11 protein-coding genes and 1 pseudogene are annotated in these 16,580 nt (G+C 59.7%); 7 read left to right on the plus strand and 5 right to left on the minus strand.

Features of this window, described 5'->3' with window-relative positions:
• The first annotated feature begins 39 nt into the window (after positions 1-39).
• The gene (locus PspS49_RS14395; protein ID WP_127927391.1) at positions 40-414 is read left to right on the plus strand and encodes a hypothetical protein; all 375 of its coding nucleotides are present in this window, start codon (positions 40-42) and stop codon (positions 412-414) included.
• A gap of 123 nt (positions 415-537) precedes the next feature.
• Here PspS49_RS14395 and PspS49_RS14400 read toward each other — a convergent pair whose 3' ends face one another.
• On the minus strand, positions 538-762 hold the full coding sequence (locus tag PspS49_RS14400) for a YgdI/YgdR family lipoprotein (protein ID WP_122600478.1): 225 nt from the start codon (positions 760-762) through the stop codon (positions 538-540).
• 195 nt (positions 763-957) lie between these two features.
• On the opposite strand from PspS49_RS14400, the gene PspS49_RS14405 reads away from it, so the two are divergent.
• The 5 genes and pseudogenes from PspS49_RS14405 to PspS49_RS14425 form a co-directional block, all read left to right on the plus strand.
• Complete coding sequence (locus PspS49_RS14405) at positions 958-2,610, plus strand: VRR-NUC domain-containing protein (protein ID WP_160039871.1); 1,653 nt, start codon at positions 958-960, stop codon at positions 2,608-2,610.
• The gene (locus tag PspS49_RS14410; protein WP_160039873.1) at positions 2,607-4,925 is read left to right on the plus strand and encodes an ATP-dependent DNA helicase; all 2,319 of its coding nucleotides are present in this window, start codon (positions 2,607-2,609) and stop codon (positions 4,923-4,925) included. Before PspS49_RS14405 ends, PspS49_RS14410 begins: the two co-directional genes overlap by 4 nt.
• Positions 4,926-4,930: 5 nt before the next feature.
• Positions 4,931-6,871 carry a PAS domain-containing sensor histidine kinase gene (locus tag PspS49_RS14415; RefSeq protein ID WP_160039875.1) on the plus strand — a complete coding sequence of 647 codons (1,941 nt, stop codon included), beginning with the start codon at positions 4,931-4,933 and terminating at the stop codon, positions 6,869-6,871.
• 56 nt (positions 6,872-6,927) lie between these two features.
• Positions 6,928-7,464 carry a hypothetical protein gene (locus PspS49_RS14420; RefSeq protein ID WP_160039877.1) on the plus strand — a complete coding sequence of 179 codons (537 nt, stop codon included), beginning with the start codon at positions 6,928-6,930 and terminating at the stop codon, positions 7,462-7,464.
• A gap of 192 nt (positions 7,465-7,656) precedes the next feature.
• Positions 7,657-8,772: pseudogene (locus PspS49_RS14425) on the plus strand (IS481 family transposase); the annotation flags it as partial.
• Between the two features lie 264 nt (positions 8,773-9,036).
• Here the strand turns inward: PspS49_RS14425 and PspS49_RS14430 are convergent.
• From PspS49_RS14430 to PspS49_RS14445, 4 genes are all read right to left on the minus strand, one after another.
• Positions 9,037-9,333 (minus strand): hypothetical protein, encoded by a 297-nt coding sequence (locus PspS49_RS14430; protein ID WP_064389907.1) that lies wholly within the window; start codon positions 9,331-9,333, stop codon positions 9,037-9,039.
• A gap of 187 nt (positions 9,334-9,520) precedes the next feature.
• The gene (locus PspS49_RS14435) at positions 9,521-10,864 is read right to left on the minus strand and encodes a cation:proton antiporter (protein WP_160039880.1); all 1,344 of its coding nucleotides are present in this window, start codon (positions 10,862-10,864) and stop codon (positions 9,521-9,523) included.
• A 90-nt stretch (positions 10,865-10,954) separates the two neighbouring features.
• Positions 10,955-11,812 carry a glucose 1-dehydrogenase gene (locus PspS49_RS14440; RefSeq protein ID WP_150774349.1) on the minus strand — a complete coding sequence of 286 codons (858 nt, stop codon included), beginning with the start codon at positions 11,810-11,812 and terminating at the stop codon, positions 10,955-10,957.
• Positions 11,813-12,024: 212 nt separating this feature from the next.
• The gene (locus tag PspS49_RS14445) at positions 12,025-13,179 is read right to left on the minus strand and encodes a PatB family C-S lyase (protein WP_160039881.1); all 1,155 of its coding nucleotides are present in this window, start codon (positions 13,177-13,179) and stop codon (positions 12,025-12,027) included.
• A gap of 323 nt (positions 13,180-13,502) precedes the next feature.
• Here PspS49_RS14445 and fdnG point away from each other — a divergent pair, with 323 nt between their 5' ends.
• A complete protein-coding gene (fdnG, locus tag PspS49_RS14450; RefSeq protein WP_160039883.1) occupies positions 13,503-16,568 on the plus strand; it encodes a formate dehydrogenase-N subunit alpha in 3,066 nt (1,021 codons plus the stop codon).
• Positions 16,569-16,580: the final 12 nt, after the last annotated feature.

A 16,580-nucleotide genomic window follows, 5' to 3' on the forward strand; every position in this document is an offset into this window, starting at 1 on the left:
TTCTATAGCTAGCCGCCATTGAGTACAGGAGATTCAAACGTGAAAGGTTTCAAGGGGTATGTCGGGTTCGTTGCACTGGCGCTGTGTTCGGCCAATGTCTGGGCCGATCTGCCTCAAAGTTCGATTCTGAGCCGTTACGGCATCACCACCGACCAACTGCCGAGTCCGCCGAAAACCGAGGCGGTCGAGCCGGTTGAAGAGAAGAGCCGCTTTCAGATTCAGCCCGAACAACCGTTCGTGACCCTGCGCCTGGGTGACGGCAAGCAGCCGCAGACCACCGGCAATCTGAGCATCGATCGCATGGCGCAGCAGGATCTGGAACGCTGCCGGCGTTTGCAGGGAGAAGTGGTCAAGCGGGGCGGCACGTACATGCCTTGTGACGGCAGCATTCCGGGCATGCCGACCTTCGAATAACACTCAATGATCGTTCCCACGCGCAGCAAAGGAATGCCTCAACGGACGCTCCGCGTTCGGCTTTGAAGGGACGCGGAGCGTCCCGGGCTGCATTCCCACGCGGAGCGTGGGAACGAGCGAAACCTAGTCTTCCTCGCGCACCGTGGCGACTTCATCAGCACGCACCTTCACCTTGGCCCCGGAAATATCCTCGAACTCATAGAAGCCGTCCTTGGTTTTGGTTTTCGGCATGTCCTTGGTCAGATACTGGGTGCCGTTCTGCAGAGTGACCACCGTCGGCGTCGAGCAACCGGCCAGTGCCAGCGCGGCGACGATGGCGAAAGGGATGCCCAGTGACTTGATTTTCATACCCACTTCTAAATCCTCATTCGATGTGATGCCGAGCATTGTCGGCCTTCTAACGCGGTTGGTGCTATCTCCGTGAGAAAAGTTCGATAGCCCGGCGAAAAAATGCCATTGATCATTTTCCGTTTGCACCGGGCGGGGCACAGCTGTTATCTGTACGCATAACCAGTATTCGCTCGCCATGGCCCCAGAATTCCCGTGACTGCCAATCCCCTCGACGATCCGTTCTATTACCTTAACAACTTCCTGCAAGTGCTTGATTGGCTTGAACTTCGCTATGTCGATGTGATGAGCGAAACGGAACACGCGTTCATCCGCGACTTCAAGGCCTTGCCCCGTGCTTCGCAAGGTTTGCTGGTGCGGATGGTGATGCGCAAGGGTGTGCATTTTCGGGCCGGCAAACTCAATTACGTTGAAATCGGTGACATCGCCGCGGCCGCGCAGCCCTTGCTGGAGCGTGGCTGGATCGACGAACACGCGCCGCTGGCCCTCGCCGAGTTGTTCGACGTGCTGCTCAAAGCCGAGATCCTGCAAGCGTTTGCAGCCTTCATCGAGCAGCCCAAGGGCCGCAAGGACGATTGGCTTGCAGTACTCGCCGAGCAGTTTGCAGACACTCGCAGCCTGCGCGATTGGGCGCCGCAGCTCGATGATCGTTTGTTCAGCCTGACCCTCATGGACCTGTGCGACCGCTTGCGTCTGATGTTCTTTGGCAACCTGTATCAGGACTGGTCGGAATTCGTCCTCGCCGACCTGGGCATCTTCACCTATGAAAAAGTCGAATTCTGCGCCGACTCGCGAGGCCTGCGCAGCCGCGAAGACGTCGACGCCTGTCTGTTCCTGCACCACTGCCAAATGCGTTTCGAGGCCGGCGAGCCGCTGCAAACCATTGTCGAGCAGGTGAGTGCGTTGCACTTCGACAATCCGTGGCTGCAACGCCGGCGCGGCAAGGTGTTGTTCCAGATCGGCCAGTATTGCGAGCGCATCAGCGAGTTTGCCCTGGCCCTGAGCATTTACCGCGAGTGCGCCTACCCCGGCGCGCGTTTGCGCATGATTCGCGTGCTGGAACGCAGTGGCGAATACCCGTTGGCGTTGGAACTCGCCACGCTGGCAGAACAGGCGCCGGAGAGCGCTGCCGAGCAGCAAGGCCTGCAACGCATATTGCCAAGGGTGCGGCGCAAGCTCGGCGGCCCGCCGCTCAAACGCGCGACGGCCAGGCCGGTCGAGCGTCTGGACCTGCAATTGCCGCGTACCGATCCCGGGTTGTCCGTGGAGTTTTACGTGCAGGCGCATCTGCACGATGACGATGGCCCCGTGCATTACGTGGAAAACAGCCTGATCAACTCGCTGTTCGGCCTGTTGTGCTGGCCGGCGATTTTCGCGCCGTTGCCCGGGGCGTTCTTTCACCCGTTCCAGCGTGGCCCGGTGGACTTGCTCAACGAAGACTTCCAGCAGCGCCGCGCCGAGCTGTTTCAGGCGTGTCTGAGTGAACTCGACGACGATCGCTATGCGGCGACCATTCGCCAACGCTTCGTTGACAAGTGGGGTATCCAGTCGCCTTTCGTGTTCTGGGGCGCCATGAATGAACAACTGCTGGAGCAAGCGCTGGCCTGTTTGCCGGCCGAACACCTCAAGCACTGGTTCAGCCGCTTGCTGCTCGACATCAAGGCCAACCGCGCCGGCATGCCCGACCTGATCCAGTTCTGGCCGCAGCACAAAACCTACCGAATGATCGAGGTCAAAGGCCCCGGCGATCGCCTGCAGGACAACCAATTGCGCTGGCTGGAGTTCTGCCATCAACATCAGATGCCCGTGGCGGTGTGTTACGTGCAATGGGCGGAGCAGAGCGCTTGAGCTACAACATTGCCGTGCGCGCACTGTGTGAGTTCACCGCCAAGACCGGCGACCTCGACCTGCGCTTCACCCCATCACCCACGGCGCTGGAAGGCATCGCCGGCCACCGCACCGTGGCCTCGCGACGCAGCGAAAAATACCAAAGCGAAGTGGCGCTCGAAGGCGAGTTCCGGCAATTGAAGGTCAAGGGCAGGGCAGACGGTTACGACCCGGCGCAAACCTGCCTGGAAGAAGTCAAAACCTACCGTGGCGACCTGAGCAAACAACCGGCCAATCACCGCCAGTTGCACTGGGCGCAGGCGAAGATCTACGGCTGGTTGATGTGCTGCAAACTGGAACTGGAACAGATCAATCTGGCGCTGGTGTATTTCGATATCGTCAGCGAGAAAGAGACGTGTCTGGTCGAGGCCTTCAGCGCCGATAGCCTCAAGGCCTTTTTCGAACAGCAATGCACGCTCTTCCTGCAATGGGCGGAACAGGAAATGGCCCATCGCGAAGCGCGCAATCTGGCTGCGCAACAACTGGCGTTTCCCCATGCGGATTTTCGTCCCGGTCAGCGGCATCTGGCCGAGTCGGTGTTCAAGGCTGTCAGCACCGGGCGCTGCCTGATGGCACAGGCGCCGACCGGCATCGGCAAAACCCTCGGCACGCTGTTCCCGATGCTCAAGGCCCTGGCGCCGCAGCAACTGGACAAGGTGTTCTTCCTCACTGCCAAGACACCGGGGCGCAAACTGGCGCTGGATGCCAGTCAGGTGTTGTTCGATCAGTCGCCAGCCTTGCCCTTGCGGGTGCTGGAAATGATCGCCCGGGACAAGGCCTGCGAACACCCGGACAAAGCCTGCCACGGCGAATCCTGCCCGTTGGCCCAAGGCTTTTATGATCGCTTGCCCGCCGCCCGGGAAGCGGCCAGCCGAATCCGCCTGCTCGATCAAGCGGCCCTGCGCGAGGTCGCCGCGCAACACGCGGTGTGCCCGTATTACCTCAGTCAGGAAATGGCCCGTTGGGTGGACGTGGTGATTGCCGACTACAACTATTACTTCGATTTCAGCGCGATGTTGTTCGGCCTCGCGCAACTCAATCAATGGAAAGTCGCGGTGCTGGCGGACGAGGCGCATAACCTCGTCGAACGGGGTCGGCAGATGTACAGCGCCAGTCTCGATCAGTTCACGTTGGGCAGCGTGCGCAAAACCGCGCCTGTGGCGCTGAAGAACTCCCTGCAACGGATCAACCGCGAATGGAATGCCCTGCATGCGCCGCAACTGGCGGCCTATCAGGCGTACGACAAGGCTCCGGAAAAACTCCTGCAGGCGATTTCGCTGTGTTGCGCGGCCATCGGCGATTACCTCAATGATCATCCGCAGGGTCTCGACAGCGCCTTGCAGAATTTCTACTTCGACCTGCTGCAGTTCGCCCGGGTGGCGGAGCTGTATGACGAGCATTACCTGTTCGACATCAGCAAGCGTGACCTCGACCGCAAAAAGCCGCTGTCGCAGTTGTGCCTGCGCAACGTGGTGCCGGCCGCGTTCATCGGCCCGCGCCTGAAAGCGGCGCGTAGCAGCGTGCTGTTTTCCGCGACCCTCAGCCCGCGTCACTATTACGCCGATTTGCTCGGTACGCCGGCCGACACCGTGTGGATCGACGTCGAATCGCCATTTTGCGCCGAGCAGTTGCAGGTGCAGATCGTCAGCCGCATTTCGACACGCTTCAATCATCGTCAGGCTTCGCTGGAGCCGATCGTCGAATTGATCGCACGGCAGTTCAGCGAGCGTCCGGGCAACTATCTGGCGTTTTTCAGCAGCTTCGATTACCTGCAACAAGTGGCGTCGTTACTCGCCGAGCGCCATCCGCACATCACCCTCTGGCAGCAATCGCGGGGGATGCTCGAAGGCGCACGGCAGGCTTTCCTCGATCAGTTCACCGCCCACAGCCAGGGCATCGGCTTTGCCGTGTTGGGCGGTGCGTTCGGCGAAGGCATCGATTTGCCCGGTGCGCGATTGATCGGCGCGTTCATCGCGACACTGGGGCTGGCGCAGTTCAATCCGGTCAACGAACAACTCAAACACCGCATGGCCGCGATCTTCGGCGCCGGTTATGACTACACCTACCTGTACCCCGGCGTGCAGAAAGTCGTGCAGGCCGCCGGGCGAGTCATCCGGACCCGCGAGGATCACGGCGTGGTGATGCTGATTGACGACCGCTTTGCCGAGAGCCGGATCAAACAGCTGCTGCCGCGCTGGTGGGCAATCAATCATGAGACGGCCGCTTCCCAATTCGCCGGATTGACGCATACTTCCGATCATGACAATGGCTGGTGAGTGTGATGAGCGAGAAAAACAAGACCGCGGCGATCGAAGAGATGCGTTTTCGTCTGCTGATCGATGCGGTGGTCGACTATGCGATCTACATGATCGATCCCGACGGCATCATCACCAGCTGGAACTCCGGCGCCAAGCGCTTCAAGGGCTACGAAGAAGGGGAAATCCTCGGCGAGCATTTCTCACGTTTCTATACCGCCGATGATCGCGCCGCCGGTCTGCCGCAACGCGCACTCGATACAGCGATCCGTGAAGGCCGCTTCGAAGGCGAGGGCTGGCGGGTGCGCAAGGATGGCACCAATTTCTGGTCGCACGTGGTGATCGACCCGATCATTGATCCCAGCGGCAAACTGCTCGGCTTCGCCAAGATCACCCGCGACCTGACCGATCGCAAAATGGCCGAGGAAACCCTCAAGCAAAGCGAGCAGCAATTCCGCTTGCTGGTGCAGGGTGTCACCGACTATGCGATCTACATGCTCAGCCCCGAGGGCCGGGTGAGTAACTGGAACCAGGGCGCCCAGCGGATCAAAGGCTATCTGCCGGAAGAAATCATCGGTCAGCACTTTTCGATTTTCTATACCCCCGAAGACCGCGAACTCGGCGAGCCGCAACGGGCGCTGGAAATCGCCACCCGCGAGGGCCGCTTCGAGAACAAGAGCTGGCGCATGCGCAAGGACGGCACGCGGTTTCTCGCTCATGTGGTGGTCGATGCGATTCGTGGCGATACCGGCACATTGCTCGGGTTTGCCAAGATTACCCGTGACATCACCGAAGCCCATCAGGCGCAGCAAGCGCTGGAGAAAACCCGGGAAGCGTTGTTCCAGGCGCAGAAGATGCAGGCCATCGGTCAGCTCAGCGGCGGCATCGCTCATGACTTCAATAATCTGCTGACGGTGATTCTCGGCAATCTGGAAATCGTGCAAAAACGCATGGGTGACGATGCGAAAATCAGCCGGTTGCTGGAAAACGCCACTCAGGGCGCATTGCGCGGCGTGTCGCTGACCCAGCGCATGCTGGCGTTCGCCCGTCGCCAGGAACTTAAGACCGAGTCGGTCGATATCCCGCAACTGGTGCAGGGCATTACCGGTTTGTTGCGCAGTTCCCTGGGGCCGGGCATCCGCGTCGAAACACAGTTTCCCGAGGATCTGGAGCCGGTGCTGGCGGACAGCAACCAACTGGAACTGGCTTTGCTCAACCTGGCGACCAATGCCCGCGACGCCATGCCCGATGGCGGCACGGTGATCATCAGCGCTGAACCTCAAGTGGTGCTCGAACTCGGTCACGCGGATTTGCCAGCAGGACGTTATGTCTGTCTCAGCCTGATCGACAGCGGGGAGGGCATGGACGCGCAAACGCTGGCCTCGGCCAGAGACCCGTTTTTCACCACCAAAGGTTTGGGCAAAGGCACCGGGCTTGGGCTGTCGATGGTTCACGGCTACATGGAACAACTCGGTGGCCGCTTTGTCCTCAACAGCAAAAAAGCCCACGGCACTACGGCTGAACTGTGGATCCCGGTCGCTGCCGAGGGTGTGGTCAGCAAACCGCTGTATCCGCCAGCCGAACCGATTACGGTGCCGAGGCTCAGCGTACTGGTGGTGGATGACGACTCGCTGGTGCTGACCAGCACCAGTCTGTTGCTGGAAGACCTCGGCCATCGGGTGGTCAGTGCGACGTCTGGTGCGCAGGCGCTAGCGCTGTTCGATCAGGGCGAGGTGATTGACATGATGATCACGGACATGGCCATGCCGCAGATGAGCGGCGCGCAGCTGGCCCACGCAGTGCGGCTGCTTAAACCGGATCTGCCGATCATCCTGGCCACCGGTTATGCCGAACGTCTGGAAGGTTTCGCGGCACAACTGCCACGCTTGCCCAAGCCGTTCACGCAAATGAATCTGGTGGCGATCATCGCCCAGTCGATGAAGGGAGGCGGCGGTCAATCGTTCTGAACTTGCGCGCCAGTGGGGACTTCTAAATGTTTTCCCCACCCCGGAGCGTGCATCTTTTGCCTCGCATATTGACCCAGCCCACCGCTGAAGAAAGCCTGACCGAACATGACGCCAAGATGTTTGGCTCACCCAAGGAGCGGCTGGATTTCTATCGGCGGGAGATCCAGTACGAAACCAGCATCCTCGCCAACCGCACTGACGCCTATCTGGCGGCGCAATCATTTCTGGTGATCGCCTTCGCCTCGTGCATGGCCAACCTCAACCCAGAGTGGGGCAAGTTGTTCACGCTGGTGGTGCCACCGTTTCTGGCGCTGCTCGGGTTGCTCAGTTCACTGAACGCCTGGCCGGGGATTCGCGCTGCGTACGACATCATCGATCATTGGCATTTCAAGCAGAGCCACTTGCTCCACAGCGAGCCGCTGATGGGCCTGGCGTATGACGAATCGCCGTTGTTCAGTGAGATGGAGTCGAGCCACAAGGGGTATCGCAAGTCGCTGCTGTTTTCGGTGCGCACGCCGTGGATTTTTGCGACGTTTTGGGTGTTGCTGGGGATTTATGCGGTGTTTATTCAGGTGACCAATCCCGGGGGGTGATTGGTCTTCACGTAAAAGCCCGGCTTATATCGCCGGGCTTTTTCATTCGCTTGGATTTTGTGTTGCCATGCAGATCGATCCCCCTCACCCCAGCCCTCTCCCTGTATGTACCGGAGACATGGTGGACAGGTGTTCGGAGACATGGTGGACACATTTTAATAGACACATTGCTCATCGCGAAGGAGATGGCCTGTGTCCTGGGAAGAGGTGTCCACTGTGCAGCTTCGTTCAGAATTCGTGCTGTTGGCTCGGCAAGAAGGGGCCAATGTTCGGCAGCTTTGCCGTCGATTCAATATCAGCCCAAGCACTGCCTACAAATGGCTCAACAGGTTTGAAAACCTCGGTGCGCAAGGGTTGATCGATCAGTCTCGACGACCAAAGACGTCACCCAAACGCTGCGCTGAAGAGGTTGAGCAGCAGATTCTGACCGTGAGTCAGGAGTACGCCGCTTGGGGCGCTCGCAAGCTCAAGCGCGTGTTGGAAGACGACGGCAAAGTGATGCCTTCGGTCAGTACCGTGCATGCGGTTTTACAGCGTCATTCGCGCGTTGATCCAAAGACTGCTGAGATCAAACCGTTTATCCGGTTCGAGCATGAAGCGCCCAATGATCTTTGGCAGATGGACTTCAAGGGACATATCAGCCTGGCTCAGGGGCGTTGTCATCCGTTGACGATATTGGACGATCATTCACGGTTTTCGCTGTGCATCGCCGCGTGCGCCAATGAGCAGCGCCGAACCGTCCAGGAGCAACTAATGCGGGCCTTTCGGCGCTACGGTCTGCCTCTGCGCATGACGATGGACAACGGTTCGCCATGGGGTGACCAGACCGGCGTTTACACCGCGCTGGAGGTCTGGCTGATGAGCCAGGGCATCAAGGTCGGCCACTCCCGACCTTATCACCCGCAAACCCAGGGAAAGCTGGAGCGCTTCCACCGCAGCCTGAAAAGGGAAGTCCTGCAAGGCCAGCTCTTCATCGATCTGGACGATGCACAACGTGCGTTTGATATCTGGCGTGAGATTTACAACCAGAAGCGCCCGCATCAAGCATTGGAGATGCAGGTGCCTGCTACTCGCTACAGCAGTAGCCCGCGGGAATATCAGGAGCAACCGGCGGCGCCTGAGTACGACGATGGGGATGTGGTCAGGAAGGTTCAGGTGAAGGGCGAGATCTACTGGGGCAACCGTGAATACACCGTCGGAAAGGCGTTTCACGGGAGGTCAGTGGCTATCAGGGAAACGACGGAGGACGGCATCCACGATGTCTACTGGAGTAGACATCGCATCGCCCGAATCGACTTGAACTTGCAGATCGTTACGGCAGGTAAGAAGATCTAAAACCGTCCACCATGTCTCCGAACATGTGTCCACCATGTCTCCGGTACATACACTCCCCCAAGGGGGGCGAGGGGGAAGGGAGCAGATTGTTGTGCTGTTCAACATCTGCGTTCGGCTCGGTATCTCAGGTCAATGTCTGAGTTCAACCCGGTATCTCAGGTCGGCGTACCTCGACCATTCACCTCGGTCAGTTCCCTCTCCCTCTGGGAGAGGGCTAGGGTGAGGGGCTGTTCTGGCTCACTCCACGGTCTCAAGCTCTCGACGCAACGCCACCGAGTTCTGCGAAGACATCGGGATCGGCGGGAAGTCTTCGTTCAATACGCACAAGTGGTCGATGGCATCTTCAAACATCGAATCGGCTTTTTTGCGCAGTGCGCGGTAACGCTCGAACTGTTCGATGTCCAGATCCTTAACGTCAAGCAGCGCATTGGCCGCTCGATTGAGCGTGTGAGCGTTATCGAACAATTGACGATTGCGTTCCAGAGCCAGTGCTCTGCAAGCCTTGATTTGCGCCGGAGTCGAGCATTCTTTCATGACCGTGACCTTATTCTTCAAGGATTCCTTTAACAGGCTTAAACGCCGCAGTGGAACCGAACCTGCCGGGCCCCGCCGGATACATCTGGCGAGGGGTTATGCTTGTGACTGCCAGCAATTACCCCGCGATCCATTTTTTTACAGAAAGAAGTTCGATCGATTGCCTGGTAAAAACCGCTACCAATAATCAGATTTTTTGTTTCTTGTGCTGCTCATAGCGAGCGAGGATCGGTTGCGTGCTGATCCCGTGGAGCAAAATGCTCAGCGCCACCACCGACAGGGTCAGGTCGGTGCAAACGCTGGCCACGCTATCGGTCAGTCCATGATTCAAGGCATAAAACAGATAGAACAGGCTGCCGATCCCGCGAATGCCGAACCAGCCGATCAATAGCCGTTGCCGTCCCTCCATCAGTTCACCCCACGGCATCAGTGCGACGCAGATCGGGCGGATCAGGCAGAACAACACGCCGCCCACCAGCAATGCCCGCCAGTCCCAGTGCGCCACCAGCACCACCCCGAGTAGGGTCACCAGAAACACTTCCATGGCACGCTCGACCAGACTGCCGAACGACAACATATCGCCCATCATGATCCCGGCGGCGACCTGGCTGCTTTCCAGCCGTTCGGTGTCACCGTGCACCGCGTGTTGCGGTTCGACGTTCTGATGGCCGACCACCGGTTGCACCAGATGCTCGGCGGGCGTTTGGCTGGCGCCGGTGGATTTCACTTCGACCTGACGCAGGCCCAGCCCGGCCGCGAACACCGACAGGAAGCCGTAACCGCCGATGGCTTCGGCAACGACATAGGCCAGGGCAATCAGCGACAACGCCAGATAATCATTGGGGCTGAGCGTGCTGTCGTCATTGTGGATGCGCAACGAAAGGGTCACGCGACCGATACCGCGGCCCATCCAGTAACCGGTAAGCAATCCAGCAGGCACTGCCCACAATACGTTGCGCAACACCCAGCCTTGCCATTCGGCAGCACTGCCGTCGCCGTGCATCAACAACAGACCGAGAATCACAAACGGAAAGGCAATCCCATCGTTCAACCCTGCCTCACCAGAGAGCCCGAAACGCACGCTGTCGACATCCCGCGCATCGTTGACCTGCACCAGCGCCGCCAATACCGGGTCGGTCGGTGCCAGAATTGCGCCGATCAACAACGACGGTCCCCACGGCAAGCGCAAGGCAAAATGCAGCAGCAAACAAACGCCAACGATGGTCAGCACCATCACTGGACCGGCCAGACCAAAGGCGATTCGCCAACGCTTGTCGCGCAGGGGCAAACGCAATTTCAAACCGCAGACGAACAGGGAAAACAGCACCGCGACTTCCGTCAGGTGCTCCATCCACAGCGAGGCGTTTTCCAGGGACAGTTTCAGCAGATCAAGGCCGCTGGGACCGATGCCGATCCCCAGCAGCAAGCACACGGCCGACGTCGTCACCGGCATCCAGCGCAGGTACGACGAGGTCAGTGCCAGGGTCAACAGCACGGCGCCGAGCACCGCCACCCACACGATAAAACTCATGATTTGCCGCCCTCATGTGGTGGATATGACGGCCATCGCACCGCGTTCAATGGGCCTTCAGTTTTACTGTAGGCGTTGGCGAAGGGGGCATCACAGCATCGGTTTGCCGCCGGTCACGCCATAGCGCTGGCCGGTGATGTAACTGGCTTCGTCCGAAGCCAGCAGCACGTAGATCGGCGCCACTTCCACCGGTTGCCCGGGGCGGCCGAGCGGGGTGTTGCCGCCGAAATTCTGCACTTCTTCATCGGGCATGGTCGAGACGATCAGCGGCGTCCAGATCGGCCCCGGTGCGACGCAATTCACGCGGATTTCCTTCGGCCCCAGCATCTGTGCCAGACCTCCGGTGAAGTTGGCAATTGCGCCTTTGGTGGTGGCGTAGGCGAGCAGGGTGGGTTTGGGCATGTCCGAGTTGACCGAGCTGGTGTTGATGATCGATGCCCCGGCAGACATATGTTTGATCGCCGCCTGACACAGGCGGAAGATTGCGGTGATGTTGACGTCGAAGGTCATCACCCATTCCTCGTCGGGGATTTCTTCAAAGGTCTCGTGGGTCATCTGGAACGCGGCGTTGTTGACCAGCACATCGATGCGGCCAAAGCGTTCGACGGTTTTGTCGACCAAGGCCTGGCACTGGGATTTCTGCGCGATATCGCCCGGCAGCAGAATGCACTGACGCCCGGCCTGTTCGACCCAGCGTGCGGTTTCCTTGGCGTCTTCGTGTTCATTCAGATAGGCGACTGCAACGTCGGCGCCTTCACGGGCGAAAGCAATCGCCACGGCGCGGCCGATGCCGCTGTCGGCGCCGGTGATCAGGGCGATCTTGCCGGCCAGTCGCCCGGAACCGACATAGCTTTGCTCGCCGCAATCGGGATAGGGCTCCATTTTGCGTTGCGAACCGGGAACGGTCTGGGCTTGTGCGGGGAAGGGTGGTTTTGGATAGTCGGTCATCGCGGGTCTCCGAGGTTTCAGGGCAGGTATGGGCGGTTGACCCGGTGCGTTTGCCGTGAGTTCGATCGGATGTGCACTGCATTTCTGACTTGGAAATTCAAAACCCAATGTGGGAGCGAGCCTGCTCGCGAATGCGGTGTATCAGTCGCCATCATTCATTGAATGACAGACCGCTTTCGCGAGCAGGCTCGCTCCCACAGGGTTTAGGGGGCTCAGGTGTTGCGCTGAGTCAGGGCGCGCTCCATGCGGGCGATACCTTCTTCGAGCAACGAACGCGGGCAGCCGAAGTTCAGGCGTACGAACTGCTGGTGTTGATCGCCGAAGTCCAGACCGGCGCTGAGGCCCACCTTGCCCTGCTCGAGGAAGAACTGCTGCGGGTTGTCCAGATCCAGCGCCGAACAATCCAGCCAGGCCAGATACGTGCCCTGCGGCACGTTGATGGTCACGCCCGGCAAGCGGCTGCGTACTGCTTCAACCAGCCAGTCGCGGTTGGCCTGCAGATAGGTTTTCAGCTCGGCCAGCCACGGCGCGCCCTCGCTGTAGGCGACGCGGGTGGCTTCCATGCCCAGCGGGTTGACGCTGTCGACCATGCCGCAGCGGGCGTGGTTGACGCGCTCACGCAGGGCCGCATCTTGAATGATCATGAACGAGGTTTTCAGGCCGGCGATGTTGTAGGCCTTGCTCGCCGACATCAGGGTGATCGTGCGCTTGGCAATCTCCGGGCTCAGGGAGGCGGTCGGAATGTGCACGCGACCGTCGTAGCACAGCTCGGCGTGGATTTCGTCGGAGATGATCCACGCGTCCTGCGCCGCACAGATATCCGCCACCGCTTGCAGCTCTTCACGGCCAAAAACCTTGCCGATCGGGTTATGCGGGTTGCTCAACAGCAGCGCGCCGCCACCGTTCAGCGATTCACGCAGCACGTCCAACGGCGTCAGGTAAGTGCCGTCAGCCTGCGCAATGAACTCCAGCTCGACCTTGTTCAAACCCCAGTGGCCCGGCGCGTGGCGCAGTGGCGGATAGTTCGGCACTTGCACCACGACGTTCTGTTGCGGCTGCACCAGCGCTTTCAAAGCCATGTTGAAACCGGACTCGACGCCTGGCAGAAAGATCAGCTCTTGCGGTTTGACCTTCCAGGCGAACTTGTTCCACAGGTCGGCGACGATGGCTTCACGCAGGTTGTCCTGCGCCACGCTGTAGCCCACCAGTGGATGCAGCAGGCGTTGTTGCAGCGCCTCGATGATCACCGGTGGCGCGGCGAAATCCATATCAGCGACCCACATCGGCAACACATCGGCCGGGTAGCGGCTCCACTTGGTGCTGCCGGTGTTGTGGCGGTCGAATAGCTGATCAAAATCGAAAGTCATGCGCGGTCTCGTGAAGGCGGGATTGGTCCTGCGGGCATGATAAGCCCATGGCCGTGCAGGAGCACACAAAACCTGTGGGAGCGAGCCTGCTCGCGAAAGCGGTCTGTCAGTCAATAGTTGTCTCAACTGACAGGGCCTCTTCGCGAGCAGGCTCGCTCCCACAGGTTTTCCAGTGCATGACCGATTGTCGCCGACGGTCGGTTTTCACACAGATCGTGTGGTCATTGTCTACAGTGAAAAGGTCGGCATTCGTTTGCCGCAACCGTGATTGTCCAGATAAAACCCGGCTCAAGTACCGGGTTCCACCTGATCAGGAGTGCACGATGGATCTCAGCCGTCGTCAGTTCTTCAAGGTCGCCGGTATCGGCCTTGCAGGCTCGAGCCTGGGCGCGTTGGGCATGGCCCCGACGCAAGCCTTCGCCGAGCAGGTGCGCCACTTCAAGCTTGCCCACACCCATGAAACCCGCAACACCTGCCCGTATTGCTCGGTCGGCTGCGGTTTGATCATGTACAGCCAGGGCGATACCGCGAAGAACGTAGCGCAAAGCATCATTCACATCGAGGGCGACGCCGACCACCCGGTCAATCGCGGCACCCTTTGCCCGAAAGGCGCAGGCCTTCTCGACTTCATTCACAGCCCCGGCCGTTTGCTCTACCCGCAAACCCGCAAACCGGGCAGCAGTGAATGGACGCGGATCAGTTGGGACGAAGCGCTCGACCGCATCGCCGACCTGATGAAGACCGATCGCGACGCCAACTTCATTGAGAAAAATGCCAACGGGCAAACGGTGAATCGCTGGCTGACCACCGGGTTCCTCGCCGCGTCGGCAGCGTCCAACGAAGCCGGTTACATCACCCAGAAGGTGATTCGCAGTCTCGGCATGCTGGGGTTCGATAACCAGGCGCGTGTCTGACACGGCCCGACGGTGGCAAGTCTTGCCCCGACGTACGGCCGTGGTGCCATGACCAATACCTGGACCGATATCGCCAACGCGAATCTGATCCTGGTGATGGGTGGCAACGCCGCAGAAGCGCATCCGTGCGGCTTCAAATGGGTGACCGAGGCCAAGGCGCACAACGCTGCGCGGCTGATCGTGGTTGATCCGCGTTTTACCCGGACCGCGTCCGTGGCCGACTACTACGCGCCGATCCGCACCGGCACCGACATCGCCTTCATGGGCGGGCTGATCAATTACCTGCTGACCGAGGACAAGATCCAGCACGAATACGTGCGCAACTACACCGACGTGTCGTTCATCGTCAAAGCAGGCTATGGCTTCGAAGACGGCATCTTCAGCGGTTACGACGTCGCCAAACGCAGCTACACCGACAAATCCGGCTGGGGTTACGAGTTGGGCGAGGACGGCTTCGTCAGAGTCGACCCGACCCTGCAAGACCCGCGCTGCGTCTATCAATTGATGAAGCAGCATTACAGCCGCTACAACATCGACCTCGCCAGCCAGATCTGTGGCATGCCGGTCGACGCCATGCAGAAAATCTGGGAAGAAATAGCCACGTGCTCGATCCCGGGCAAGACCATGACGATTCTCTACGCCCTTGGCTGGACGCAGCACTCGATCGGCGCGCAGATCATTCGCAGCGCGGCGATGGTGCAACTGCTGCTGGGCAACGTTGGCATGCCCGGTGGCGGCGTGAATGCCTTGCGCGGTCACTCGAATATTCAGGGCCTGACCGACCTTGGCTTGCTCTCCAATGCACTGCCGGGCTATCTGACCTTGGGCCAGGACAGCGAGCAGGACTACAACGCCTTCATCCACAAACGCACGCAAGTCCCGTTGCGTCCGGGGCAACTGTCCTACTGGCAGAACTACAGCAAATTCCACGTCAGCCTGATGAAGTCGTGGTACGGCGCCAACGCTACCGTCGAGAACAATTGGTGCTACGACCATTTGCCGAAACTCGATATCCCCAACTACGACGTCCTGAAGATTTTCGACCTGATGAGCCAGGGCAAGGTCAACGGCTACTTCTGCCAAGGCTTCAACCCGATCGCTGCGCTGCCGGACAAGAACCGCGTAATGGGCGCACTGGCCAAGCTGAAATGGCTGGTGGTGATGGATCCGCTGGCCACCGAAACCTCGGAGTTCTGGCACAACGTCGGGCCGTACAACGATGTGAAAACCGACGAAATCCAGACCGAAGTCATTCGCCTGCCGACCACGTGTTTTGCCGAAGAGGACGGCTCACTGGTCAACAGCAGCCGCTGGCTGCAGTGGCACTGGAAAGGCGCCGACGGCCCGGGCGAAGCGCAAACCGACATTCGCATCATGAGCGAATTGTTCCTGCGCCTGCGCAAGCGCTATCAGGCCGAGGGCGGCAAATTCCCCGATCCGCTGTTGAAACTGACGTGGCCGTACAAAATCGCCGACGAGCCTTCGCCGGAGGAGTTGGCCAAGGAAATCAACGGCAGCGCTGTCGCTGATTTCACGGACGCCACCGGCGTTGCGGTAAAAGCCGGCTCGCAACTGGCCGGTTTTGGCTTGCTCAAGGATGACGGCAGCACTGCGTCCGGCTGCTGGATCTTCGCCGGCAGCTGGACCGAGGCCGGTAACCAGATGGCGCGGCGCGACAACAGCGACCCGTTCGGCATGCATCAGCATCTCGGCTGGGCGTGGGCCTGGCCGGCCAATCGGCGGATTCTCTATAACCGCGCTTCGGCAGATGTCTCGGGCAAACCGTGGGACCCGAAAAAACGCTTGGTGTGGTGGAACGGCAAAGCCTGGGGCGGCACCGATGTGCCGGACTACAAGGCCGATGTGCCGCCGGAAGCCGGGATGAACCCGTTCATCATGAACCCCGAAGGCGTCGCGCGGTTCTTCGCCGTCGACAAGATGAACGAAGGGCCATTCCCCGAGCACTACGAGCCGTTCGAAACGCCGATCGGCATCAACCCACTGCACCCGCAAAACAAGAAAGCCACCAGCAACCCGGCGGCGCGGATCTTCGATTCGGTCTGGGAAACCCTCGGCGAGGCCAAGGATTTCCCGTACGCCGGCACCAGTTACCGACTCACCGAGCATTTCCACTTCTGGAGCAAACACTGCAAGTTGAACGCAATTGCCCAACCCGAGCAGTTTGTGGAAATCGGTGAAGTGCTGGCAAAAGAGAAGGGCATCGCTGCCGGTGATCGCGTACGGGTCAGTTGCAAACGCGGCTTTATCGAAGCGGTGGCGGTGGTGACGAAAAGGATCCGGCCGCTGCAGGTCAACGGCCAGGTCGTGCATCAGATCGGCATCCCTCTGCATTGGGGCTTCACCGGCCTGACGCGTCACGGTTACCTGACCAACACCTTGGTGCCGTTCCTCGGCGATGGCAATACACAGACCCCGGAATCCAAGTCATTCCTGGTCAACGTGGAGAAGCTCTAATGGAGAATCTTT

This window comes from Pseudomonas sp. S49 (genome assembly GCF_009866785.1).
Classification (GTDB): Bacteria; Pseudomonadota; Gammaproteobacteria; order Pseudomonadales; family Pseudomonadaceae; genus Aquipseudomonas.

What these genes read in the sequence shown, in the direction of transcription:
- PspS49_RS14400 (WP_122600478.1), bottom strand. Translation starts at nt 762, where the DNA reads ATGAAAATCAAGTCACTGGGCATCCCTTTCGCCATCGTCGCCGCGCTG.
- PspS49_RS14415 (WP_160039875.1), top strand. Translation starts at nt 4,931, where the DNA reads ATGAGCGAGAAAAACAAGACCGCGGCGATCGAAGAGATGCGTTTTCGT.
- PspS49_RS14430 (WP_064389907.1), bottom strand. Translation starts at nt 9,333, where the DNA reads ATGAAAGAATGCTCGACTCCGGCGCAAATCAAGGCTTGCAGAGCACTG.
- PspS49_RS14435 (WP_160039880.1), bottom strand. Translation starts at nt 10,864, where the DNA reads ATGAGTTTTATCGTGTGGGTGGCGGTGCTCGGCGCCGTGCTGTTGACC.
- PspS49_RS14440 (WP_150774349.1), bottom strand. Translation starts at nt 11,812, where the DNA reads ATGACCGACTATCCAAAACCACCCTTCCCCGCACAAGCCCAGACCGTT.
- PspS49_RS14445 (WP_160039881.1), bottom strand. Translation starts at nt 13,179, where the DNA reads ATGACTTTCGATTTTGATCAGCTATTCGACCGCCACAACACCGGCAGC.